Raw genomic sequence first — 22,675 nt, forward strand, 5'->3', positions numbered from 1 at the left:
AGTCTCCATGAACATCGAAGTCAACGGCCACTCCATTTATGCCTACACCGGCGGAAAGGCCCCGCGCCCCGAGCTGCCCACGGTCATCCTGATCCACGGCGTGCTGTGCGACCACAGCGTCTGGGCACTGCAAAGCCGCTACCTGGCCAACCATGGCTGGAACGTGCTGGCCATAGACCTGCCCGGCCATTGCCGCAGCCAAGGCGCGGCGCCGCAAAGCGTCGAGGAAGCCGCGCGCTTCATCGGCGAACTGATGAATGCCGCCGGCCTGCAAAAAGCCGCACTCGTGGGCCACAGCTGGGGCAGCCTGATCGCGCTGCAGGCCGCGGCCGATCTGGGCGAGCGCGTGAGCCATCTGGCGCTGGTGGGTACGGCCCATCCGATGAAAGTCTCGCCGGCGCTGCTCGAATCTGCACTCAACACGCCCGAGCAGGCGATACAGCTGGTCAACACCTTTTCGCGCGCCACGCTGGCGCCGCCCGGCGGCGCGGGCAGCTGGGTGTTCGGTGCGGGCGTGGCATTGGGCCGGCGCGTGCTGGCCAGCAACGACAAGCAGAACCTGCTGCACACGGGCTTTCTCGCCTGCGACCGCTATGCCAATGGCGAAGCCGCGATCGCGGCCGTCACCTGCCCCGTGCTGTTCGCGCTCGGCGCTCAGGACCAGATGACGCCGCCCAAGGCAGCGCAAGGCTTGATCCAGGCGGCCCAGGCCGCGGGCAAGAAGCCGCAGCGCGTACTGCTGCCCATGGGGCACAACCAGATGACGGAATCACCCGACGAAACGCTGTTTGCGTTGCGGGATTTTCTGCAAGCGGCCTAAGCGCGGATTTAGCGTTCGCGTCAAAAGCCCCGACCTGGCTCAAAGCACGGGGCTTTTTTTACCTCCACGCGCCCTGAAGCGCCCTTCGACAAGCTCAGGGCGAACGGTATTGCTGTATTTGAGCGCAATACCTGCCCGCCGCTCGCCCCCCTGGCCTCAAAAAGTGACGCGCACCGAGTCTGCGCTGCGCTGGGCCTCGCCGTGGAAAACGGCTTCGATGTTGTTGCCGTCGGGATCGAGCACAAAGGCCGCGTAGTAGCCCGGGTGGTAAGGTCGCTCGCCGGGCGCGCCGTTGTCGGTGCCGCCATGGGCCAGCGCAGCCTGGTGGAACGCCTCGACCATGGCGCGGTCCTTTGCCTGGAACGCCAGGTGATGGCGGCCCGTCAGGTGGCCTTGCGCGGCCTGGCTGTCGGCCGTGGAAACGAACAGCTCATCGGCCCAGAAATAGCCCTCGCCCGTGCCGCCCATGGGCACTTGCAGCGCCGCGAGCACGGCGGTGTAGAAAGTCTGGGCCTTGGGCAGATCGCGCACCACCAGTTGCAGGTGGTCGATCAGCCGTCCGCGGTGAATTTCCATGGTTTCCATACGGTTCTCCTGGTGGTAAATATCCTCAGCGGGGAAGCACAAACGGCGTCAGGGCCGGCGGCTGGGCCAGCACTTCGGGCAAAGGCAAGGCCTGGCCCAGCGTGAGTTCGTCCCAATGGCCCTGCTCCCACAATTGCTGCGTGCCCGGCGTCTTGTCGAGCAGCAGATGCTGCAGCAGCGGCGCGAGCAGCGTGTTGTCGGGATCGCACAGCAGCACATAGCGCGGCTCCACGTCGCCCAGCGTGCGCATCTGGCCTTCATCGGGCAGCATGCCCAGCCAGCGCACCGCGATCAGCGCCGACAGCGCGGGCTCGAGCTGCAGCGCATCGACCTTGAGGCGTCTGGCCAGCGCCAGCGGCTGCATGCCGCGCGGCGGCTGCGCGCGCTGCTCGTCGAGCACGGCAACCACTTCAAGCGCCAGCTCGAAACTCCAGCCGGGGTGCGAGGAGCTGCGCTCCATGCCCGCGAGCAGGCTGGGCAGATAGGCCGTGACCACGGCGCCGAGCAGAAAAATCACCCAGGCCACATAGACCCAGATCAGCAAAATGGGCAAGGTGGCAAACGTGCCATAGATCACCGAATAGGTAGGCACCGACGCCAGGTACAGCGCCAGAACGTTCTTCGCCAGCGCCATGCCGATGGCGACGAACAGGCCGCCGACGAACGCATGGCGCCACTTGACCGGCGTGTTGGGCACATAGTGGTAGAGCGCGGCCATCGCGCCCGACAGCAGCAGGAACTCGAGCGAGTTGAAACCCACCTGCACCGCTTCGGGCAGCGCCGCGACGATGCCGCGCGACGCCGACAGCACGTAGGAGGTGGTGGCGATGCTGCCGCCCATGAGCAGCGGGCCCAGCGTGATCACGGCCCAGTAGATCAGCAGGCGCTGGCCCAGCGGCCGCATCTGCTGCACGCGCCAGATGTTGTTGAGCGTGCGGTCCATGGTCATCACCAGGCTGATCACCGTGACCAGCAGAAAGCCGAAGCCCACGCCGCCGAGCTGGCTGGCCTTGGCCGCGAACTGCATCAGATAGTCCATGACCTGCAGCGCGATGGAGTCGGGAATCAGGCTGTCGATCAGCCAGCGCTGCAGCATCAGCTGCAAGCGACCGAACGTGGGAAACGCGGTGAACACCGCGAGCGCGACCGTGACGAAGGGCACCAGCGCCAGCAGCGAAGTGAAAGTGAGGCTGCTGGCCGTGAGCCCCAGCCGGTCTTCGCGAAAGCGCGCAGCCAGCGTGTGCGCGGTATTGCGCCAGGGAAAGACGGACAGGGTGTGGGCCAATTGGCGCCCGCGCATGCGCGCTCGGTGGAAGGACAAGGCCATGGCCGATATGATGCCACCTCCATGAATGCTTCCAACACTGAACCCGGCAGCGACGTCGCTGCCACCCGCTGGTGGGCCGTAGGCAGCCTGCTGGCCCTGATGCTGCTGTGCGTTGCCTGGGAGCTGTGGCTTGCGCCGCTGCGCCCCGGCGGCTCGTGGCTGGCGCTCAAGGCGCTGCCGCTGTGCCTGCCGCTGGCCGGCCTGCTCAAGCGCCGCATGTACACCTACCGCTGGGTCAGCCTGGTGGTCTGGCTGTACTTCACCGAAGGCGTGGTGCGCGCCTGGAGCGATCCCGCGCCCAGCCGCTGGCTCGCGCTGGCCGAAGTCGCGCTGTGCCTGTCGCTGTTCGTCGCCTGCACGCTGCATGTGCGCTGGCGCCAGCGCGCCGTCAAGGCCGCGGCCCTGGGCGCCGCGGGCTGAATGAATTTTTTGCGAGAACCGTCACCATGTCTACTCTGCTCGATACCCTGCGCCAGATCGTCGGCGCCCCCAATGTACTGACCGAAGGCGATCTGAGCGCCTGGGAGCAGGACTGGCGCCGCCGCAGCCGCGGCAAATCGCTGGCCGTGGTGCGCCCGGCCAACACCGCCGAAGTCGCGGCCGTGGTGCGCGCCTGCCATGACAGCGGCACCAGCCTGATTCCCCAGGGCGGCAATACCGGCCTGTCGGTGGGCTCGACGCCCGACACCAGCGGCACGCAGATCGTGCTGAGCCTACAGCGCATGCAGGCCGTGCGCCAGCTGGACAAGGACAACCTGACGCTCACGGTGGAAGCCGGCTGCATTTTGCAGAACGTGCAACAGGCAGCCGACGCCGCGGGCCTGCTGTTTCCGCTGTCGCTGGCCGCCGAAGGCAGCTGCACGATAGGCGGCAATCTGGGCACCAACGCCGGCGGAACGCAGGTGGTGCGCTACGGCAATACGCGCGATCTGTGCCTGGGCCTCGAAGTGGTCACGCCCCAGGGCGAAATCTGGGACGGGCTCAAGGGCCTGCGCAAGGACAACACCGGCTATGACCTGCGCGATCTGCTGATCGGCAGCGAAGGCACGCTGGGCGTGATCACCGCGGCGACGCTCAAGCTGTTTCCCCAGCCCGCGGCGCGCCTCACGGCCTGGGCGGCCGTGCCGTCGATGGAAGCCGCGGTGCGCCTGCTGGGCCTGGCGCACCAGCAACTGGGCGCGGGGCTCACGGGCTTTGAAGTCATGGGCAAGTTTGCGCTGAGCCTGGTGGTGCGCCACATGCCGCAGCTGCGCGTGCCGTTCGCCGACCTGGCCGAAGCGCCCTACTGCGTGCTGCTGGAGAACTCCGACAGCGAATCCGAAGCCCATGCGCGCGGTCGCTTCGAAGCGCTGCTGGAGATGGCGTTCGAGGACGGCTGCGTGCTCGACGCCGTGGTCGCCGAAAGCATCGCCCAGGCCAAGGGCCTGTGGCATGTGCGCGAAAGCATTCCGCTGGCCCAGGCCGAGGAAGGCCTCAACATCAAGCACGACATCTCGATCGCGGCTTCGCGCATTCCGGCGTTCGTGGAATACGCCGACGCGCTGCTGCAGGCGGAAATTCCGGGCGTGCGCCTGGTCAACTTCGGCCATCTGGGCGACGGCAACCTGCACTACAACGTGCAGGCGCCGGCCGAAGGCGACCCCAAGGCGTTTTTGCGCGACCAGGAGGATCTGGTCAACCATCTGGTGTATGAAGCCGTGGCGAAGTTCGGCGGATCGTTCTCGGCCGAGCATGGCGTGGGCGCGCTCAAGGTCGACAAGCTGCAGAAGTACCAGTCGCCCGTGGCGCTGGGCATGATGCGCGCCATCAAGCAGGCGCTGGACCCCAAGGGCATCATGAATCCGGGCTGCGTGCTGCCCCGGGAATAAGCCCGCTCGGGCGTTATTGCGCGTTGCGGCGCTGGTTGCCGATCAGGGTCTGAACGTCCTTGGGCCAGGGAATCACCGCCGCCGGCGGATCTATAAACTCCTCCGACTGGCCCGCGTTGAGCAGCCACACGCGCAACGCGTTGGCGCGCGGGTCTATGACCACGGCGGCGGCCTCGACACCGCCTTCGTGCGGCCGGTTGCCCGTGATGAACCACAGGCCGCCCGCCGAGGTCAGCGGCGACACCGTGCGCATGTTGGCCAGCAGCAGCGGATAACGCTCGCCCAGCAGCGCGCGCAGGCGCGCGGCGAGCACGCCTTGTTCCAGATAATTGTCGCCGTCGTACGGGTACTTGCCCACGGACTCCGCGATGCTGATCAATGGCTCCAGCGGCGCTCCCGCGGTTGCGGGGGCCTGGGCCGCCGCGGGTTGGGTGGGCACGGGTTTGTCTTTGAGGATCACGGCCGCCGTGGCCGAAACATCCTGGGTGGTCAGTGGCACCGGAGCGGCAGGCACGGTTGCCGCATGCGCGGCCTTGGGCGCGGGCGGCTTGGGTTCACATGCCGAGAGCAAACCCACAGCGGTCAGGGCGACGACTGTCTGAAGGGAAAGAAACACAAAACGCATGGTGCACACCTTTGGGCAAAAGCTTGACGACAGCGCCCACGGCCGCTGCCGCATATCGATCTTTTATCACGGCCGCATGACGCATTCAAGTGCGTGCCACGACCGTGCTGTGCACCATTTTGACCCGCGCGACCTCGCAAGCCTGTCGGCCAAGGCGCCGCCTGCACTCCGGCTCGCCCATGAAAAAACCCGACGGCCAGGCCGTCGGGTTGGAGGCCAGCGCCCAGGCCTGATCAGACTTGCGCCAGCGCCTGGTCCAGATCGGCCAGCAGGTCGTCGATATGCTCGATGCCCACCGACAGACGCACCATGCCTTCGGTCACGCCGGCCTTGGCCAGCTCGGCAGCGTCGAGCTGGCGGTGGGTGGTCGACGCGGGATGGGTGGCCAGCGACTTGGCGTCGCCGATGTTCACCAGGCGCGTGAACAGCTGCAGCGCGTCCAGGAAGCGCGCACCGGCCGCACGCGCGTCGCCCGCGCTGGCCTTGAGGCTGAACGACACGATGCCCGAAGCGCGGCCGCCCGATTGCTTTTGCACGATCGCGTGGTCGGGGTGGTCCGGCAGGCCCGCATAGCGCACCCATTCGACCTTGGCATGCTTTTGCAGCGTCTCGGCGATCTTCTGCGTGTTCTCGCAGATGCGGTCCATGCGCAGCGCCAGCGTTTCAATGCCTTGCAGGATCTGGAAGGCGTTCTGCGGCGAGATGGCCGCGCCCATGTTGCGCAGCGGCACGACGCGCGCGCGGCCGATGTAGGCCGCGGGGCCCAGGGCTTCGGTGTAGATCACGCCGTGGTAGCTGACGTCGGGCTCGTTCAGACGCGGGAAACGCTCGCGGTGCTCGGCCCAGGGGAAGGTGCCGCTGTCGACGATGGCGCCGCCGACGCTGGTGCCATGGCCGCCCAGGTACTTGGTCAGCGAATGCACGACGATGTCGGCGCCGAACTCGATGGGGCGCAGCAGGTAAGGCGAGGGAACGGTGTTGTCGACGATCAGCGGCACGCCGTGGGCATGGGCGACATCGGCGAGCGCGCGGATGTCGGTCACGTTGCCCAGCGGGTTGCCGATGGACTCGATGAAGATCGCCTTGGTCTTGGCGTCGATCAGCTTGCCGAAGCTCGCGGGATCGCGCGCGTCGGCGAAACGCACTTCTATGCCCTGCTGGGGGAAGGTGTGGGCGAACAGGTTGTAGGTGCCGCCGTAGAGCGTGGAGGCCGAGATGATGTTGTCGCCGGCTTCGGCAATGGTCTGGATCGCGGCCGTGATGGCCGCCATGCCCGACGCCAGGGCCAGCGCGGCAATGCCGCCTTCGAGGGCCGCGACGCGCTTTTCGAGCACGTCGGTGGTCGGGTTCATGATGCGCGTGTAGATGTTGCCCGGCACCTTCAGGTCGAACAGGTCGGCGCCGTGCTGGGCGCTGTCGAACGCGTAGGCCACGGTCTGGTAGATGGGAACGGCCACGGCCTTGGTGGTGGGATCGGGGCTGTAACCGGCGTGGACTGCCAGGGTTTCAATGCGCATTTTCTTGCCTTTTCGAAAGTGCAGGTTGGAATGCCGAACGGGATTTTTTTATTCGGCGCGTTGGTGAATCAATATATATAAATCGCTGACGGATATAAGCAGGATTATTCAGAGATTATGTGCAGGCCGCGATCCGCTCGCAGCATGCGCCATCGGATGCGATTATTCCGGAAGGACATGTTGTCGATATTTTCATGGCTAAGCAAACGCCGTCAATCCGAAGTAGGCGCGAATCTGCGCTTCCAGGCTCAGCGCGGCCAGCCAGGACGTTTTCGGGTTGTCGGGCAGCGGCGCATTGGCCAGGCGAATATGGAATTCGCCGAACGCGCCACGCACTTCGAGTTCATGGCAGTTCTGCGTGACCTGCGGATCGGCGACCAGCGTCACCTGCGTGCGCTCGAAACCGATGCCGGCCAGCGCCACGGCGGCCGTCACATTGGCGTTCTTAGGATAGGCGCGCGCGGACGCGCCTGCCGAGCCTTCGAAAATCACCGTGGGCAGGGTCAGCGCCGCCAGATCGAACGCATCGGCCGCGGGCGTGCCGCTCCATGACAGCGGCGGCTTGCGGCCGATATAGCGCACGCTGTCGAGGCCCGCGCTGCGCGCGGCGTCGAGCGCGTCAAGACCGCCGATCGCGCCCGCGACGGAGATCAGCCGGCTGGCACCGGCGCGCGCGCTGTCTTCCAGCTCAGCGCGCAAACCCGCATCGGCCAGCGCGCCCACCGAAGTGATGATGGCATCGACACCCGCGCGCAGCGCGCCCGGCACATGCTCGCGCACCGCGCCATGGCCTGCGCATTCGATCAGCAGACTGGGCTGCCAGGCGAGCAGCGGCGCGCCGCCCGTGAGCACGGTCGTGCCAGCGGGCACCTCGCCCGCCGGGTCGCGCAGCACCAGCGCCACGGCGGCCTGGGGCAGCAGCTGCGCGAGCCGGGGCAGCAGATAGCGGCCCATGGCGCCATGGCCGATGACGGCGATGCGCGCCGCGGCGCGGGTGGCCTCAGCGCGCATAGGCCGTGCTCGCGGTCGGCAGCATCAGCTGCGAGCGCAGTTGAGGGTCGGCCATGAAGCGGCCGCAGATCTTCAGGATGGCATCCATTTCGTCGGGCGTGTTGTACGCGCCCATGGAAAAGCGGATGGAGCCGGTGTCGAGCAGATTGCAGACCACGCCCTGGGCGTAGAGGTATTTGCGCAGCGCGAACGCCTGGGGATGGCGTATGCAGACGATGGTGCTGTTTTCGCCCGGATGGGTCGATGAGAGAATCTGGAAACCCTGGGCGCGCAGTCCGGCGTCGAGGCGCGCGGCCAATGCCAGCGTCCAGGGCGCGAGGTTCTCGACCTTGGCTTCCTCTATCATCAGCAGCGCCTGGGCCAGGCCGTAGACGCCGGGGTAGTTGATGTTGCCGCCTTCGAGCACGCGTGCATCGCCGGGGCTGGATTTGAGCTTCCAGCCGTCGACGCTCTTGTCGATGCGGTTGGCGAACGACGGGCCGAAATGCGCGGGCTGCAACAGCGCCAGCAGCGCGGGCGCGACGTACAGAAAGCCCACGCCCAGCGGGCCATGCAGCGCCTTGTAGGCGCCGCAGGACAGCGCGCTGATGCCCCAGTTTTCGACTTCAATGGGCAGCAAGCCCACGCCCTGGATGCCGTCGACCACCAGATGTATGCCTTGCGCGCGGCAGCGTTCGGCCAGCGCCTGGATATCGGCGCGCACGCCCGTGCTGTATTGCACGTACGAGACTGCGATCAGGCGCGTATTGGCATCGACTTGCGACCAGATCGAATCGACGGTCACGCGCCGGTCTTCGGTGCGCGCCACGCGCACCTCGACGCCGCGCTGGCGCAGGTGCAGCCAGGGCACGGTGTTGACCGGATGCTCCTGGTCGTCGATGACCAGGTTATCGCCGGGCTGCCAGGGGTAGCCCTGGGCGACGATGTTGAGGCCTTCGGTGGTGTTCTTCGTGAACGCCACATGCCGGCTCTTGCCGCCTATCAGCTGCGCAACCTGGGTGCGCACGCCCTCGGCCGCGGCCAGCCACTCGGGCTTGTCGGCGCGCGCCATGCTGAGGCTGGAGAAGAAATGCCCTATGGCATCGCTCACGCGCGGCGCCATGGGACTGGCATAGGCCTGACAGACATAGATCTTCTGCGCCGTGATCGGGAAATGGTTGCGAAAAACCTGTTGCCAGGCCGGCGCGTCGGTACTCGTGGTCATGGCTGAAATTCTAGGACCGCGCCACGGGTTTTACGAAGTTCGCGCATCACTTTTTAAGTCATATGCATAGTGGAAATCCGTCTATGTGAAAACCACTGTTTATGGCCTTCATTCCCTACAATCGCCGCTAGAGATCGGACTGACTGCTTTCCCCTGCAAAAAATAATCGACCGTCAATCATTATTGAATGAATTGTCGCGGTATTGCGCAGCCATGCCGAATCAAGAACCCATCATTAATACCTCTTCCCGAAATGCGTAACTCCTTACTGCGTCGCTTCACTCTGGCCGCCGCGGGCGCGGCCGCCGCCCTGGCGCTGTTTCCCGCCAGCGCGCAAAGCCAGAACTCCACGGTGGACACGATCAAGAAGCGCGGCCAACTGGTCTGCGGCGTGAGCCAGGGTTCGGCCGGTCTGTCGCTGGCCGACAACCAGGGCCGCTGGAGCGGGCTCGATGTGGACTTCTGCAAGGCGCTGGCCGCGGCCGTGCTCAACGCGCCCGACAAGGTGCGCTATGTGCCGCTGAGCTCGCAGCAGCGCTTTCCCGCGCTGCAGTCGGGCGAGATCGATGTGCTCAACCGCAACACCACGGTCACCTCGGGCCGCGACGCGGGCATGAACGTCACGGCGCCGGCCATCGTCTTCTATGACGGCCAGGGCTTCATGGTGCCCAGGAAGCTGGGCGTCAAGAGCGCCAAGGACCTCGACGGCGCCCAGGTCTGCGTGCAGCCCGGAACGAACAACGAGCAGAACCTCGTCGACTGGTTCGCGACGCACAAGATCCAGTACCGCGCGGTCGTGATCGAGAACCTGGTGGAACTCGAGAAGGCGTTCTACGCGGGCCGCTGCGATGTCTATCTGTCGGACGCCTCGACGCTGGCCGCGAGCCGCTCGTCGCGCGCCGGCAATGCCGACGATTTCGTGATCCTGCCCGAGCGCGTCAACAAATCGCCGCTGAGCCCCTGGGTGCGCGACAGCGACACGCAATGGGTAGACATCGTCAAGTGGACGGTGCACGCCGTGGTCACTGCCGAAGAGCTGGGCATCACCTCGAAGAACATCGACAGCTTCAACGCCAGCAAGGACCCGCAGGTGCGCCGCCTGCTGGGCCTGGACGCGGGCATCGGCAAAAGCTTCGGCCTGACCGACAAGTGGGCCTACAACGTGATCAAGGCCGTGGGCAACTACGGCGAGATCTGGGACCGCAACGTGGGCCTCAAGACACCGCTCAAGCTCGAGCGCGGCCAGAACGCCTTGTGGAACAAGGGCGGCCTGCTCTACGCTCCGCCTTTCCAGTAATCCAGTACAGGCTGCGGCCCGGGCGCTGACAAGGCGCCCGGGCCGTACTATTTTTCATGCTGGACTTCAGCTTCCTCGGCCAGCGCGCCGGCTTTCAGATCGCCGAAAGCCTGTGGACCGTGACCGCCGAACACCCCTATTGGCAGTTGATCGTCGCGGGCCTGGTCAACACCCTGACCGTCGCCGCGATCGCCATTCCCCTGGCCACGGCGCTGGGCCTGCTGCTGGGGGTCTTGCGCCTGTCGCGCCACCCGCTGCTGGCGCGCGTGCTGGCCTGCGTGGTCGAGCCGATTCGCAACACGCCCGTGCTGCTGCAGATGTTCATGTGGTACGCGCTGCTGCTGCAATTGCCCGTGGTGCGCGAAGCCTGGCAGCCGCTGCCCGGCGTCTACCTGTCCAATCGCGGCCTGGCCCTGCCCATGCTGCAGGGCGCGGTCTGGTGGCCGCTGTGGCTGCTGCTGCCTTGCGCCACGCTGTGGCGGCGCAGCCGCAGCCAGGCCGCGGTGTTCGCCGGCCTGGCGCTGCTGTGGGCCGTTGCCGCGCAGGATTACTCCGCGCTGCACTGGGACCTGCCGCGACTCGCGGGCCTGGGCCTGCGCGGCGGCTGGAGCCTGAGCCCCGAACTCACGACCTTGCTGCTGGGCCTGACGATTTTCCACGCGGTGTTCATTTCGGACGTGGTGCGCGGCGGCGTGCTGGCCGTTCCCTTGGGCCAGGTCAACGCGGGCCGCGCGCTGGGAATGAACGGCGTCACGCTCGCGCGTCAGGTGATCTACCCCTATGCGGTGCGCGTGGCCGTTCCGCCCTATGCCAACCAATGCCTGATGCTGATCAAGAACAGCACGCTGGCGATCGCCATCGGCTACCAGGAGCTGATGGCCATCGTGAACACCACCATCACCCAGACCGGCCGCGCGATCGAAGGCATGACGCTGGCCATGGCGTTCTATGTGGTGCTGGGCGTACTGCTGGCGGCGGGCATTGCGCGCTACAACGCGCATGTGAACCGCTACAGCGTCGACGGCGCGGGAACGCTGCGCCTGGGCCAGGTGCTGCGCCTGCCCGCGTTCAACGCCGCAGGCCTGTGGACCGGGCGCGCGCGCGCCGCGCTGACGCTGCTGCTGTCCGCGGCCACGCTGTGGCTGCTGTGGCGCGGCCTGCAGTGGGCGCTGCTCGACGCGGTCTGGAGCGCAAGCGCCGAAGCCTGCGCCCAGGCCACGGGCGCGTGCTGGGCCGTGGTCACGTACAACGCGCCGCTGCTGACCTTCGGCACGATAGCCCCCGAGCAACGGCCCCAGGCCGCGCTGGCCTGCGCCCTGCTCGCGGGCATGATCGTGGTGCTGATGCTGCCGCGCCTGGCCTTCCGATGGCGCGCGGCGCTGGTGGGCGCGGGCGCACTCGCCGTGGTGCTGGTGCTGGCCGGCGGCGCAGGACTCTGGCCCGCGCTGCCCGTCGTCGCCTGGGGCGGGCTGCTCGCGACGCTGGCCATGGCGCTGAGCGCCATCGTGCTGGCCTTGCCGCTGGCCGTGGCGCTGGCGCTGATGCGCCGCAGCGCTTCGCGCTGGCTGCGCTGGCCCGCGGGCGCGCTGGTCGATGCGGTACGCAGCATTCCGCTGGTGGTGCAACTGCTCGTGGCGTCGTTCTGGATTCCGATCTTCGTCGGCGGCGACTGGTCCAGCGCGAAGTTCCAGCTCGCGCTGTTCGCCATCGTGCTGCACACCAGCTGCATGCTCGCCGAAGTGCTGCGCGGCGCGCTGCAGGCCGTGCCGCAAAGCCAGGGCATGGCGGCCAAGGCGCTGGGAATGCGCCCGGCGACGGTGCTGGCCGCGGTGGTGCTGCCCCAGGCGCGCGTGCTCGCCGCGCCGGCCGCGCTGGGCGTGTTTGTCGGCGCCGTCAAGGACACATCGTTGGTGGCGATCATCGGCGTGTTCGATGTGCTGGCCGCGGCCAAGACCGTGGTCGCCGACACCGCCTGGCGGCCCTATTTCGTCGAGGTCTATTGCTTCGTCGGACTGTTCTATCTGCTGATCTGCCTGCCGCTGTCGTGGCTTTCGCGCCGGCTGCCGCGGCATTGACCGACCCCAGGGCATTGCAGCCGCGCGCGTCGCCGCTGCGCGGCTTGCGCTACGATTCCGGCCTATGAAACAGTATCTCGACCTCGTCCAGAACATCTTCGACAACGGCAGTTGGCAAGACAACCGCACGGGCGTTCGCACCCTGAGCCTGCCGGGAGCGATGCTCCGGTTCGACCTGCAGCAAGGCTTTCCCGCGGTCACGACCAAGAAGCTGGCCTTCAAATCGGCCGTGGGCGAACTCGTGGGTTTCATGCGCGCCTACCGCAGCGCCGCCGATTTCCGCGCGCTGGGCTGCAAGGTCTGGGACCAGAACGCCAACGAGAACGCGCAGTGGCTGGCCAACCCCTACCGGCTGCAGGAAGATGATCTCGGCTCGGTCTACGGCGTGCAGTGGCGCCAATGGCCGGCCTACAAGCTGATCGACGCCAGCGAACCCCAGGGCCAGGCCCAGGTCGCCGACGCGCTCTCCAAGGGCTATCAACAGATCGGCATGCTCGAAGCCGCGCCCGGCGCGCAGTCGGGCGTGCTGATGTACAAGGCCATTGACCAGCTGCGCCAGTGCCTGGACACCATCGTCAAGGACCCGGGCAACCGCCGCATCCTGTTCCACGGCTGGAACTGGGCCCAGCTCGAGGAAATGGCCCTGCCCCCCTGCCATCTGCTCTACCAGTTCCTTGTCGACAAGAGCAAAGGCGAGATTTCGCTGTGCCTCTACATTCGCAGCAATGACGTGGGCCTGGGAACGCCGTTCAATCTGACCGAAGGCGCGGCGCTGCTGCACCTCGTGGGCCGCCTCACGGGCTACAAGCCGCGCTGGTTCACGTATTTCATCGGCGACGCGCATATCTACGAAAACCACGTCGACATGCTCAAGGAGCAGCTGACGCGCGAACCGTTCGAAGCGCCCAAGCTGGTGCTGTCGGACCGCATTCCCGACTACGCGGCGACGGGCAAGTACGAACCCGAATGGCTGGAAAAAGTCGAGCCCTCGGACTTCACGCTCGAAGGCTATCAGCACCACGCGCATATCACGGCGCCCATGGCGGTCTGAGCCTGCGGCTTATCCGCAGCACAGGAATGCGCTATCTGGTGATAGGCACAAGCGGCGCTGGCAAGTCGACTTTCGCCCAGGCGCTGGCGACCGCCACGAACGCCACTTATATCGAGCTCGACGCCCACTACTGGGGGCCCGACTGGCAGGCCGTACACCCCGAGCAGTTCAAACGCTCCGTGGTGGCCGCAACCCAGGGCGAACGTTGGGTCGCCGACGGCAACTACAGCGCCGTGCGCGACGACCTGTGGCCGCGCGCCACCCATGTGGTGTGGCTCAACTACGCACGGTCCACGGTGTTTTCGCGCGTGCTGTGGCGCACGCTGAGCCGCGGCCTGCTGCGCACCCGCCTGTACCAGGGCAACCGCGAATCGCTGCGCATGGCATTTCTGTCGAAGGACTCGATACTGCTGTGGTCCTGGACCACCTATGCGAAGAACCAGCAGAAATTCGCGGCGCTGCGCGCCCAGCCCGAGTTTGCACATCTGCAGTGGACCGAACTCACCCAGCCGGCGCAGGCCCAGGCCTTTCTTGCAGCAGCGGCCAAACATGGCTGAGCCGTATCTGGGCAGCTGCCTGTGCGCGAGGGTTCGCTACGAAGTGCGCGCCCAGCCCAAGGCCGTCACCCATTGCCATTGCAGCCAATGCCAAAAGGGCCATGGCGCGGCATTCGCCACCTATGGCGCGGTGGCACGCAGCGACTTGCACATCATCAGCGGCGCGCTGGATATCAAGTCCTACGCCTCGTCCGAGCAGGTGCTGCGGCAGTTTTGCGGCCACTGCGGTGCATCGCTTTTCTGGTCCAGAACCCAGGGCGACTGGAGCGACTGGATCTGCTTTTCGCTGGGCACGCTGGATTCGCGCTTCACGCCGCCAAAGCAAAAGCATGCCCACCTCGAGTCCCGCGCACCTTGGTGCAACTATCGCGCGCCAGCTGACACGCTGACCGACTGAAGCCGGTCAGATCATCAGCTCGATAAGGAAAGGCCCGCTTTTCGCGAAGCTGGCCTTCATCAGCACCGCGAGCTCGTCGAGCGTCGTCGCGCGCGCGGCTTCCACGCCCATGCCGTTGGCGAGCTTGGTCCATTCGATCGATGGATTGCCCAGGTCCAGCATGCTCATCGCGGTCTCGCCCGGCGTCGCGCCCACATTCGCGTACTCGCCGATCAGGATGTTGTACTTGCTGTTGTTGAGAATGATGGTGGTCACCGGCAACTGCTCGCGCGCCTGGGTCCACAGCGACTGCAGCGAGTACATGGCCGAGCCGTCGGCCTGCAGGTTGATGACGCGGCGCTGCTTGTTGGCCCCCAGGGCCGCGCCCGTGGCCACGGGCATGCCGTCGCCGATGGCGCCGCCGGCCAGGTGCAGCCAGTCGTGCGCTGGCGCGGCATGCGTGAACTTGTAGAAGCCGCGGCCGTAGGAGACGCTTTCGTCCGAGATGATGGCGTTGTCGGGCATCAGCGCGGCCAGCGTCTGCGCCAGGCCTTCGGGCGTGGGCGCGCCGGTCGCGGCTTCGGGGCGCGGGCCGGGATCGGGAATCGCGGCTGCGGGCGCATTGAGTGCCTTGACCAGGCCGCGCAGCGCTTCGACCGCGTCCTGATCGGGGCGCGACAGCACGTGGAACTGCGCCTGCGGGTCGGCCTGCTCGGACGGCATGCCGGGGTAACCGAAGAAGCCCACGGGCGGGGTCGCGTTCACCAGGATGATGTGCTTGAACTCGGCCAGCGCCTTGATGGCCAGGCCCATCGCATAGGGCACGCGCTCGAGTTGCAGGCGGCCGCGGCCGCGCGCGAGGTGGGAGCTCGCATAGCTGGCCATCACGCTCGCGCCCGTGGCGCGGGCGACGCGCCAGGCCAGGGCCTGGGCTTCGGCGAGCACGCCGGGGCCGGCCAGAAGGATGAGTACATCGCGCTGATCGCGCAGCGTGCGCGCGGCCTGCTCGATGGCGCCAGCGTCGATCGCGGGCGGCGCGGGCACGGCGAAAGGCGCGCCGACGACGCCGCCCTCTTCCCACGACACGTCGGCCGGCAGGATCAAGGTGGCGACCTGGCCCGGATAGACCTGCGCCGCGCGCACGGCTTCGGCGGCGTCGCGGCCGAGCTCGGCGCTGCTGGTGCTGGTGCGCACCCAGGCGGAGACGGTCTGCGCCATGCCCGTGGTGTCCGCGGTCAGCGCGGCGTCGAATGGACGGTGGTAGATGGCCTGATCGCCCACGATGTTGACGATGCCGCTGCGCGCGCGCCGCGCGTTGTGCAGGTTGGCCATGCCGTTGGCCAGGCCAGGGCCGCAGTGCAGCAGCGTGCAGGCGGGCTTGCGCGCGATGCGGTAGTAGCCGTCGGCCATGCCCGTCACCACGTTCTCCTGCAGGCCCAGCACGCACTTCATGCCGGGCACCTGATCGAGTGCCGCGACGAAATGCATCTCGCTCGTTCCCGGGTTGGCGAAGCAGGTGTCCACCCCCGCGGCCAGCAATGTCTTCACCAGGCTCTTTGCACCATTCATCTTGTCCATCCTCCTAGATAACTTCGATCCAAAAACCTCAGGCCGCGGGCTTGGCGCTCGCGGCCGCCGCACGTGCCATCGACGGACTGAGCATATAGGCAGCGATGCCGACCAGGACCATCGCGCAGGCAAAGCCGAAGATCCGCGTGTAGGCGGCTTCGGGCGCCGCGCCGCTGGACAGGTTGGCGTCGGCAATCAGGCCGAAGATCCAGGCCGTGGCCGCGGAGCCCAGAAACACAAAGGTATTGAGCAGGCCCAGGCCGCGCCCGCGCACTTCCGGCGCGAGCAGCAGTCGCCCATGCGCCATCACCAGGGGATGGAGCACGCCTATGCTGGCCAGCAGCGCCAGCAGGGGAATGTCGAGCAGCACGCCCACGCCGGGCATCAGCACCAGTGCGCTGCCCGCGGCCAGGGCGGCCAGCGCCCAGGCCAGCACCGTCTGCCGCACCGAGGAGCGGTGAACGAACCAGGGCAGCGCCGCGGCGGCGCTGATGGCCGCCAGGCTCAGAACGGCCAGCGCCAGTCCGCGCGCGCCCGCGCTCAGGCCGAAGACATCGGCCAGATAAGGGCCGCCCCAGGAATTGCGAAAGGTCGTGCCCACGGCCAGGGCCATGCACATCGGAATCAAGGTCCACAGCGCGGGAATGAACAGCAGCCGGCCGCTGGCGCGCAGCATCGCGCCCGTCCCTTCCTGCTGGGCCTGGGCATTGCCGCTGTCCTTCACCTGGGTGGCGACGAAGTAGCAGGCCACGGCCATCAGCAGGCCAGCCACGAAAATGGGCGGCCGCCAGCCAAACGCATGGATGGCCCAGCCCAGCGGCGCGGTCGCGCACAACGCACCGATCATGCCGGCCGCGTTGGCACGGCTGACCGAAGTGGCGAACTGGTGGGGCGGCAGCGCATCGGCGGCGAAATGCATCAGCCCCATGAACACCGGCGCGCAGGCCAGGCCCAGCCCCACCTGGGCCAGCATCGCCGTGGGGCCGTTGGGCGCGAGAGCGAACAGCGCGGCCGAGACCACGCCCACGGACAGCAGCCAGCGCGTGGGCGCGCCCACGCCGTATCTGTCGAACGCCATGCCGACAGGAATCTGGGCGATGCCGAAGGACAGGAAGAAGCACGATGACAGCATGCCGAAACCGGCCGGAGACAGCTGCAGATCGCTCTGCACTTCAGGCGCCATGACGGCCAGGCAACTGCGAAAGAACTGGCTCAGCGTGAGCGCGAAGGTCAGCGCGGCGAGCGCGCGAACGGAGGAACGGGTGTCCATACTGGGATTTTTTGATTGACGGAGAGTCGCCGCTGCGGCCTGCGCTGCATCCTACCCAGATCCTGGCCCCGCACCTCACTCCAAGGCGACAAGTTCGAAGTCAAAGTGCCGGTGCTGGCGGGCGTAGGTGTCGCGGGTCTGCTCGAGAATGTCCTGCAATATGGCGAAGGCCTGGGGATTGTGCCGGGCCAGCGCGCCCGCGCCGGCGAAAGTCAGCGTCAGCGGGAAGGCGAACACCGGGCTCGTTCCCCATATGCCGCCCGAATGCAGGTTCAGCATGCAATCGAACAGCGCGTCCCAGTTCATGCCCCAGCCCTGCTCCTCGCCCGCGCGCACCGGGTGGTTGCCACCCGGCCCGCCCAGGCACAGCGCCGCGCCAATGGCCGAAAGGATCTGGGCCTTCTGCGTCATGCCGCCGAGGTCTATGGTCAGTTGGGTGCCTGGAGTCATGCGTGCATTCTCCTCCACGGCCTGGCGGGTCAGGCGATGATGGGAACCTGCGGCGCGGCGTCGGCCGGCAGGTGGCCGGTCAGCCGCGGATCGACCTGCACTTCGACGCGCACCGCGCAGGGTGTGAAGCCGGCCTTGATGTAAAAGCGCAGCGCCGAAGGATGGTCGTAGGTACAGGTATGCACCCACATGCGCGTGATGGGACGCGCCCAGGCCAGCGCGATGGCCTGGTTCATCAGGGCCCGCCCCAGGCCTTTGCCGGTGCACTCGGGCGTCAGGCCCAGAAAGGTCAGCTCGCACTGGCCCTTGTCGCGAAAATCGAGTTCCAGAATGCCCACATCCTGGTCAGCTTGGCGAACGATATGCACCTCGACATCAGGATGGGAAAGAATGCGCGTCAACTCGTCGTCGGCCATGAAGAGGCGTGAATACCAGAGCCAGTCGGCACCGACCTTGCGAAACAGCGCGCGATAGGCATCGATGCCCATGCGGGCCGCGGGTGCAAGCGAAAAGCCCGCAGGCAGTGCGGTGTCCGAGGGCGCGGGCGCGGGCGCGGGCGGGCGCAGCATCTCGAGGTCGGTGACCACGCTGGCGATATGACCCGGGGCGACATCGGTGTAGCCGAGGGGGACGAAAAGGCGGTTGGCGTTCATGTTTCAAAAGAATGGAGGGCGCAGCCGGGCGATCGTACGCCGGGATCGAAAGCTACGCGCGCCTTGCGACCCCCTGCGACTCAGCTCTCGCCGGCGCGCAATGCGGCCATCGTGCGCGCCGCCACATCCTTGACCCAGGGCTGGGCCTGCCAGTGGCGCGCGGCGAAGGCCTCGATTTGCTTCTCGTAAGTCATCGACAGCCCGATCACGTCCAGGCCTTCGAGCTGCATGCGCTGGTGGCGCGCCGACAGCGTGAAGCCTGCGTCGACACTCGCGCTGCGCACGCGCAGGTGCTCGATATCGATCGCGATCTCCGCGGTCTCGGGCCGTTTGGCATCGGCCATCATCGCCGCGATATCGGCCTCGGGCAGCATCACCAGCAGCAGCTGGTTGTTCATCGCATTCGAGTAGAAGATTTCGCCGAAGCTCGGCGCGATCACGGCCTGGATGCCGAACTGCTGCAGCCCCCAGACCGCGTGCTCGCGGCTGGAGCCGCAGCCGAAATTCGCGCCGGCGACGAGAATTTCAGTGCCCGCGCGTTCGGGGCGGTTGAGCACGAAATCCGCGCGCATGAGCCCTTGGGCGTCGTGGCGCAGGTCGTACAGCAAGCCCTTGTCCAGCCCGGCCTTGTCGATGCCGTGCAGGAACTGCTTGGGCATGATCTGGTCGGTGTCGAGGTTCTCGATGGGCAGCGCGGCGGCCTTGCCGGAAAGAATGTTGAGCTTACGCATGGGCGGCCTCCAGTCGGCGAACGTCGGTGATCGCGCCCGTGAGCGCGGCGGCCGCGGCCATGGCCGGGCTCATCAGATGGGTGATGGCGCCGCGCCCCTGGCGGCCTTCGAAATTGCGGTTGGTGGTCGAGGCGCAGCGCACGCCGGCCTCCAGGATGTCGCCATTCATCGCCAGGCACATGGAGCAGCCGGGCTCGCGCCATTCGAAGCCCGCGTCTTGCAGGATGCGTGCAATGCCTTCCTGCTCGGCCATCCGCTTCACGGCGCCCGAACCCGGCACCACCATGGCGCGCACGCCGCTGGCCACATGCCGGCCTTCGACCACGCGCGCCACGGCGCGCAGGTCTTCGATGCGCGCATTGGTGCACGAGCCTATGAACACATGCTGGATGGGCGTGCCTTCGATCGCCGCGCCCGCGGCCAGGCCGGTATAGCGCAGCGCCTGCTCGGTACTGCGGCGCAGCGGGCCCGCGGGCTGGGCATCGGGCACGGGAATGCGGCCGTCGATGCGCACCACCTGGTCGGGGCTGGTGCCCCAGGTCACATGCGGCGCGATTTCGCTGGCGTCGAAGCGGTGCTCGATATGAAATTGTGCGCCCTCGTCGGAGAACAGCGTGTCCCAATGCGCGAGCGCGGCGTCACGCACATCGCCCTGGATGTCGGTCGCGCGCTCGAGCACGTATTGCCTGGCCTTGGCGTCGGGCGCGATCAGCGCGCCGCGCGCGCCGGCTTCGACGGCCATGTTGCAGACCGTGAAGCGCGCCTCTATCGACAGCGCATCGAGCGCCGTGCCGCAGAACTCGATCACATGGCCGCGCGCGCCCTGCGCACCGATCTGCCCTATGACCATCAGCACCAGGTCTTTCGCCGTCGTGCCCATGGGCAGCGTGCCGTCGATGCGTATGCGCATGTCCTGGGCCAGCCGGTAGACCAGGGTCTGCGTGGCCAGCACATGCTCGACTTCGGACGTGCCTATGCCAAAGCCCAGCGCGCCCAGCGCGCCATAGGTGGTGGTGTGCGAGTCGCCGCAGATCACCACCATGCCGGGGCGGATCATGCCGTGCTCGGGAGCCACCACATGCTCTATCCCTTGCAAGGCATCGTTGGTGTCAAACAGCGGAATCGCGTGGCGATCGCAGTTCTTCTTCAAATTGCTCGCCTGCAGCGCGGGCGCGGCATCGCGGATCACGCGGATGCTGCCCGGCTCGGTGGGGATCACATGGCTTACCACCGCGACGTTCTGCCCGGGCATGGGCACGCCGCGGCCTTTCTCATGCAGTCCGGCAAAGGCCTGGGGGCTGGTGTACTCGTTCATCAGGTGCAGATCGCAGAACAGAAGAACATTCTGTTCGTCCAATCGCGCGACCGTATGCGAGTCGACCAGTTTTTGATAAAGCGTTCTGTGGGTCATGGGGACAGCCATTCGATGCGGCAGGTGGAACCGTCATCGTATAGATGCCATCGAACCAAACAATATCGCCAAAGTAACTTCTTTGCGTCGCCAGAAGAAACAATCATGGGCCGTCGCCGGCCGCTTTCACCAGCCCAGGAACTCGTCCTTCGCCGCCTTGTGGTGCGCGAAGGTCTTGACCATGAAGTCGACCAGGACCCGGGTTTTCGCCGACAGGTTGGAACTGTTCGGGAACACCAGATAGATGTCGGCGTTGGGCAGCGTCCAGTCGGTCAGCACCGGCTGCAGCCGGCCCGAACGCAGGTAGGGCGCGACATCCCACAGCGAGCGCATCAGGATGCCATGGCCGTCGAGCGCCCACGACAGCGCGCAGTCGCCGTCGTTGCTGCTGAGCGGCCCGCGCACCTTGACGCTCTCCTGGCGCGTACCGGCGCGCAGATGCCAGGTGCCGAAGGTGTCGTCGCTTTCGCGGATGAACAGGCAGGAATGGCGCTGCAAGGCCGCGGGCTGCAGGGGCAGGCCAGCGCGTTTGAGGTAGGACGGCGCGGCGCACAGAATGCGCTTGTTGGGCGCGAGCAGGCGCGCGGTCAGTTGCGCATCGGGCATTTCGCCCATGCGAATGACGGCGTCCAGGCCCTGCTCGACCAGGTTCACGGGCTTGTCGGTAAGGCTCAGCTGGACTTCGACTTCGGGATACTGGCGCGCGAACTTCGACAGCGCGGGCGCGATGAATTGCCGCCCGAAACCCAGCGTCGCGCTGAGCTTGATCTGGCCGCGCGGCAGGGCTTTCGCGCCGGCCACGCGGCGCTCCAGCGCGTCCATTTCGGCCAGAACGCGCGCGCCTTCGCTGACGTAGATTTCGCCTTCGGGCGTGAGGCTGATGCGGCGCGTGGTGCGGTTGAGCAGGCGCACGCCCAGTCGCTTCTCTATGCTGGACAGCCGCTTGCTCGCCGAAGGCGGCGTCAGGCCCATCTCCTGCGCCGCGGCCGCGAGCGAGCCGTGCTTGATCACCAGCGAGAAGAAAGCCAGATCGGAAAACATGTCCATCGAGTGCCTATTGCGTCGCCACGGGAATGGGTGGATTCTCGCACTACCTCTTTATGTCGTGCGATCACCCTTTCTTTCCCGGGCCGCGGGCTACTTGGCGCGCGTCAGCACGAACTCGGTGATCTCCGAAGGAATGCCCAGCCGTATCGGGAAGCCCATCCACAGCCCCGTGCCGTTGCTCACATAGAGCTGCATGTCGCCCACGCGGTAGCCGCGCGTCAGATAGCCTTCGTTGGGCGGCCCGAACACCGGCTCCATGCCTATCACCATGCCGCCATGCGTATGGCCTGACAGCTGGACGGCGACGCCGGCCTGGGCGTGGCCCGCGGCCCCCGCAGGCCTGTGGGCCAGCAGCACGATGGGCGCGTCCGCGGGCGCGCCTTCGAGCGCCTTGGGCAAATCAGGGCCTTCGTAGCCGTAGCGCGCGGCCACGGCGTCGGCGATGCCGGCCACCGTCAGTTGCGCATTGCCGTGCCGGACCACCGCATGCTGATTGGTCAGCATGCGCACGCCCAGTTCTTCGAAGCGCGACTTCCAGGCGCCGTAGTCGAAGTAGTACTCATGGTTGCCCGGAATGCCGATCACGCCATGGCGCGCCTTGAGTTGCGCCAGCGGCGCGACATCTTCGCGGCGCGCTTCGACGCTGCCGTCGATGAAGTCGCCTGTCACCACGATCAGATCGGCATCGATGGCATTGGTGCGCTCGACCACGCCCTGCACCCAGTCCTGCTGGAACAGCTTGCTGATATGCAGATCGCTGAGCTGCACCATCTTGAAGCCCTCCAGCTCGGCGGGCAGGTTCTTCACGGCCAGGTCCACGCGGTGCACTTCGGGCAGGCGCGTCGCCTGGATGAAGCCAAAGCCGCCCAGACCGAACGCGAGCGCCAGCGTGGTGAGCCTGCGCGCCGTGCCGCTGGGCGGGCTCGCGCCGCGGCGCGCGGCCGAACGGCGCGTGAGCAGCCAATACAACATGGACAGCACTTCGCCGATGATGGTGAACACCAGCAGCAGCACGAAGCTGCAGAAGGTCCAGCCCAGCAGCGCGGCAACCGGAAACGGCACCTCGGGACCCCACATGTTGCCGAAGAACACGCGCGACCAGAACTGGTAGAGCGCGCCCGGCAGCAGCGCGGCCGCGGCGAGCACGCGCCAGCGCCCACGAATGGGCAGGGGCGCGATGACGCGCGCGACGATGAACAGATAGGCGATGGCGCAATAGACGTGGAACACA

At 66.9% G+C, this 22,675-nt stretch carries 22 protein-coding genes; 8 read left to right on the forward strand and 14 right to left on the reverse strand.

Annotation, left to right across the window (positions count from 1 at the left end; all coding sequences use genetic code 11):
* Window positions 1–7 precede the first annotated feature (7 nt).
* Window positions 8–820, forward strand: a complete 813-nt coding sequence (locus tag KHY18_RS00375; RefSeq protein WP_213293219.1) for an alpha/beta fold hydrolase — start codon at window positions 8–10, stop codon at window positions 818–820.
* A 156-nt stretch (window positions 821–976) separates the two neighbouring features.
* Here the strand turns inward: KHY18_RS00375 and KHY18_RS00380 are convergent, their stop codons facing one another.
* Both KHY18_RS00380 and KHY18_RS00385 read right to left on the reverse strand, forming a co-directional pair.
* Entirely contained in the window at window positions 977–1,405 is a 429-nt protein-coding gene (locus KHY18_RS00380; protein ID WP_213293220.1) for a VOC family protein, read from the reverse strand.
* A gap of 25 nt (window positions 1,406–1,430) precedes the next feature.
* The gene (locus tag KHY18_RS00385; protein WP_213293221.1) at window positions 1,431–2,732 is read right to left on the reverse strand and encodes a YihY family inner membrane protein; all 1,302 of its coding nucleotides are present in this window, start codon (window positions 2,730–2,732) and stop codon (window positions 1,431–1,433) included.
* A gap of 21 nt (window positions 2,733–2,753) precedes the next feature.
* Here KHY18_RS00385 and KHY18_RS00390 point away from each other — a divergent pair, with 21 nt between their 5' ends.
* Window positions 2,754–3,152: a DUF2069 domain-containing protein gene (locus KHY18_RS00390; protein WP_213293222.1), complete on the forward strand. Its 399-nt coding sequence runs from the start codon at window positions 2,754–2,756 to the stop codon at window positions 3,150–3,152.
* Between the two features lie 26 nt (window positions 3,153–3,178).
* Window positions 3,179–4,600 carry an FAD-binding oxidoreductase gene (locus tag KHY18_RS00395; protein WP_213293223.1) on the forward strand — a complete coding sequence of 474 codons (1,422 nt, stop codon included), beginning with the start codon at window positions 3,179–3,181 and terminating at the stop codon, window positions 4,598–4,600.
* Window positions 4,601–4,613: 13 nt separating this feature from the next.
* Here KHY18_RS00395 and KHY18_RS00400 read toward each other — a convergent pair whose 3' ends face one another.
* The 4 genes from KHY18_RS00400 to KHY18_RS00415 all read right to left on the reverse strand — a co-directional run bounded on the left by KHY18_RS00400 (window position 4,614) and on the right by KHY18_RS00415 (window position 8,957).
* Window positions 4,614–5,099 (reverse strand): Ivy family c-type lysozyme inhibitor, encoded by a 486-nt coding sequence (locus KHY18_RS00400; protein ID WP_349630226.1) that lies wholly within the window; start codon window positions 5,097–5,099, stop codon window positions 4,614–4,616.
* 359 nt (window positions 5,100–5,458) lie between these two features.
* A complete protein-coding gene (locus tag KHY18_RS00405; RefSeq protein ID WP_213293225.1) occupies window positions 5,459–6,742 on the reverse strand; it encodes an O-acetylhomoserine aminocarboxypropyltransferase/cysteine synthase family protein in 1,284 nt (427 codons plus the stop codon).
* Between the two features lie 198 nt (window positions 6,743–6,940).
* A complete protein-coding gene (locus tag KHY18_RS00410) occupies window positions 6,941–7,753 on the reverse strand; it encodes an aspartate dehydrogenase (RefSeq protein WP_213293226.1) in 813 nt (270 codons plus the stop codon).
* A complete protein-coding gene (locus KHY18_RS00415; protein ID WP_213293227.1) occupies window positions 7,743–8,957 on the reverse strand; it encodes an aminotransferase class V-fold PLP-dependent enzyme in 1,215 nt (404 codons plus the stop codon). Before KHY18_RS00415 ends, KHY18_RS00410 begins: the two co-directional genes overlap by 11 nt.
* A 253-nt stretch (window positions 8,958–9,210) precedes the next feature.
* Here KHY18_RS00415 and KHY18_RS00420 point away from each other — a divergent pair, with 253 nt between their 5' ends.
* From KHY18_RS00420 to KHY18_RS00440, 5 genes are all read left to right on the forward strand, one after another.
* On the forward strand, window positions 9,211–10,254 hold the full coding sequence (locus KHY18_RS00420) for an amino acid ABC transporter substrate-binding protein (protein WP_213293228.1): 1,044 nt from the start codon (window positions 9,211–9,213) through the stop codon (window positions 10,252–10,254).
* 56 nt (window positions 10,255–10,310) lie between these two features.
* Window positions 10,311–12,329, forward strand: a complete 2,019-nt coding sequence (locus KHY18_RS00425) for an ABC transporter permease subunit (RefSeq protein WP_213293229.1) — start codon at window positions 10,311–10,313, stop codon at window positions 12,327–12,329.
* A 64-nt stretch (window positions 12,330–12,393) separates the two neighbouring features.
* Window positions 12,394–13,380 carry a thymidylate synthase gene (locus KHY18_RS00430; RefSeq protein WP_213293230.1) on the forward strand — a complete coding sequence of 329 codons (987 nt, stop codon included), beginning with the start codon at window positions 12,394–12,396 and terminating at the stop codon, window positions 13,378–13,380.
* A gap of 26 nt (window positions 13,381–13,406) precedes the next feature.
* Entirely contained in the window at window positions 13,407–13,937 is a 531-nt protein-coding gene (locus KHY18_RS00435; RefSeq protein ID WP_213293231.1) for a P-loop NTPase family protein, read from the forward strand.
* A complete protein-coding gene (locus KHY18_RS00440; protein WP_213293232.1) occupies window positions 13,930–14,334 on the forward strand; it encodes a GFA family protein in 405 nt (134 codons plus the stop codon). Before KHY18_RS00435 ends, KHY18_RS00440 begins: the two co-directional genes overlap by 8 nt.
* A 6-nt stretch (window positions 14,335–14,340) precedes the next feature.
* Here the strand turns inward: KHY18_RS00440 and KHY18_RS00445 are convergent, their stop codons facing one another.
* From KHY18_RS00445 to KHY18_RS00480, 8 genes are all read right to left on the reverse strand, one after another.
* Complete coding sequence (locus KHY18_RS00445) at window positions 14,341–15,882, reverse strand: acetolactate synthase large subunit (protein ID WP_213293233.1); 1,542 nt, start codon at window positions 15,880–15,882, stop codon at window positions 14,341–14,343.
* A 37-nt stretch (window positions 15,883–15,919) separates the two neighbouring features.
* Entirely contained in the window at window positions 15,920–17,152 is a 1,233-nt protein-coding gene (locus KHY18_RS00450; protein ID WP_213293234.1) for an MFS transporter, read from the reverse strand.
* A 75-nt stretch (window positions 17,153–17,227) separates the two neighbouring features.
* Complete coding sequence (locus KHY18_RS00455; RefSeq protein WP_213293235.1) at window positions 17,228–17,602, reverse strand: barstar family protein; 375 nt, start codon at window positions 17,600–17,602, stop codon at window positions 17,228–17,230.
* Window positions 17,603–17,631: 29 nt separating this feature from the next.
* Window positions 17,632–18,255, reverse strand: coding sequence for a GNAT family N-acetyltransferase (locus KHY18_RS00460; RefSeq protein WP_213293236.1), 624 nt, complete (start codon window positions 18,253–18,255; stop codon window positions 17,632–17,634).
* 80 nt (window positions 18,256–18,335) lie between these two features.
* Entirely contained in the window at window positions 18,336–18,986 is a 651-nt protein-coding gene (leuD, locus tag KHY18_RS00465) for a 3-isopropylmalate dehydratase small subunit (RefSeq protein ID WP_213293237.1), read from the reverse strand.
* Window positions 18,979–20,397, reverse strand: a complete 1,419-nt coding sequence (leuC, locus tag KHY18_RS00470; RefSeq protein WP_213293238.1) for a 3-isopropylmalate dehydratase large subunit — start codon at window positions 20,395–20,397, stop codon at window positions 18,979–18,981. The genes leuD and leuC overlap by 8 nt, the downstream gene beginning before the upstream one ends.
* 126 nt (window positions 20,398–20,523) lie before the next feature.
* Complete coding sequence (locus tag KHY18_RS00475; protein WP_213293239.1) at window positions 20,524–21,444, reverse strand: LysR family transcriptional regulator; 921 nt, start codon at window positions 21,442–21,444, stop codon at window positions 20,524–20,526.
* 90 nt (window positions 21,445–21,534) lie between these two features.
* Window positions 21,535–22,674, reverse strand: coding sequence for a metallophosphoesterase (locus KHY18_RS00480; protein ID WP_213293240.1), 1,140 nt, complete (start codon window positions 22,672–22,674; stop codon window positions 21,535–21,537).
* Between the last annotated feature and the right edge of the window lies 1 nt (window position 22,675).

The sequence above is a fragment of the Acidovorax sp. CCYZU-2555 genome, from assembly GCF_018413525.1.
In the GTDB taxonomy this organism is placed as follows: domain Bacteria; phylum Pseudomonadota; class Gammaproteobacteria; order Burkholderiales; family Burkholderiaceae_C; genus Comamonas.

Excerpts from the sequence above, each read along its gene's own strand:
- KHY18_RS00375 (WP_213293219.1), top strand. The coding sequence starts at position 8 with ATGAACATCGAAGTCAACGGCCACTCCATTTATGCCTACACCGGCGGA.
- leuD (WP_213293237.1), bottom strand. The coding sequence starts at position 18,986 with ATGCGTAAGCTCAACATTCTTTCCGGCAAGGCCGCCGCGCTGCCCATC.
- KHY18_RS00380 (WP_213293220.1), bottom strand. The coding sequence starts at position 1,405 with ATGGAAACCATGGAAATTCACCGCGGACGGCTGATCGACCACCTGCAA.
- KHY18_RS00405 (WP_213293225.1), bottom strand. The coding sequence starts at position 6,742 with ATGCGCATTGAAACCCTGGCAGTCCACGCCGGTTACAGCCCCGATCCC.
- KHY18_RS00455 (WP_213293235.1), bottom strand. The coding sequence starts at position 17,602 with ATGACTCCAGGCACCCAACTGACCATAGACCTCGGCGGCATGACGCAG.
- KHY18_RS00435 (WP_213293231.1), top strand. The coding sequence starts at position 13,407 with ATGCGCTATCTGGTGATAGGCACAAGCGGCGCTGGCAAGTCGACTTTC.
- KHY18_RS00385 (WP_213293221.1), bottom strand. The coding sequence starts at position 2,732 with ATGGCCTTGTCCTTCCACCGAGCGCGCATGCGCGGGCGCCAATTGGCC.
- KHY18_RS00460 (WP_213293236.1), bottom strand. The coding sequence starts at position 18,255 with ATGAACGCCAACCGCCTTTTCGTCCCCCTCGGCTACACCGATGTCGCC.
- KHY18_RS00440 (WP_213293232.1), top strand. The coding sequence starts at position 13,930 with ATGGCTGAGCCGTATCTGGGCAGCTGCCTGTGCGCGAGGGTTCGCTAC.
- KHY18_RS00420 (WP_213293228.1), top strand. The coding sequence starts at position 9,211 with ATGCGTAACTCCTTACTGCGTCGCTTCACTCTGGCCGCCGCGGGCGCG.
- KHY18_RS00395 (WP_213293223.1), top strand. The coding sequence starts at position 3,179 with ATGTCTACTCTGCTCGATACCCTGCGCCAGATCGTCGGCGCCCCCAAT.
- KHY18_RS00390 (WP_213293222.1), top strand. The coding sequence starts at position 2,754 with ATGAATGCTTCCAACACTGAACCCGGCAGCGACGTCGCTGCCACCCGC.
- KHY18_RS00415 (WP_213293227.1), bottom strand. The coding sequence starts at position 8,957 with ATGACCACGAGTACCGACGCGCCGGCCTGGCAACAGGTTTTTCGCAAC.
- KHY18_RS00430 (WP_213293230.1), top strand. The coding sequence starts at position 12,394 with ATGAAACAGTATCTCGACCTCGTCCAGAACATCTTCGACAACGGCAGT.
- KHY18_RS00450 (WP_213293234.1), bottom strand. The coding sequence starts at position 17,152 with ATGGACACCCGTTCCTCCGTTCGCGCGCTCGCCGCGCTGACCTTCGCG.
- leuC (WP_213293238.1), bottom strand. The coding sequence starts at position 20,397 with ATGACCCACAGAACGCTTTATCAAAAACTGGTCGACTCGCATACGGTC.
- KHY18_RS00445 (WP_213293233.1), bottom strand. The coding sequence starts at position 15,882 with ATGAATGGTGCAAAGAGCCTGGTGAAGACATTGCTGGCCGCGGGGGTG.
- KHY18_RS00475 (WP_213293239.1), bottom strand. The coding sequence starts at position 21,444 with ATGGACATGTTTTCCGATCTGGCTTTCTTCTCGCTGGTGATCAAGCAC.
- KHY18_RS00410 (WP_213293226.1), bottom strand. The coding sequence starts at position 7,753 with ATGCGCGCTGAGGCCACCCGCGCCGCGGCGCGCATCGCCGTCATCGGC.
- KHY18_RS00425 (WP_213293229.1), top strand. The coding sequence starts at position 10,311 with ATGCTGGACTTCAGCTTCCTCGGCCAGCGCGCCGGCTTTCAGATCGCC.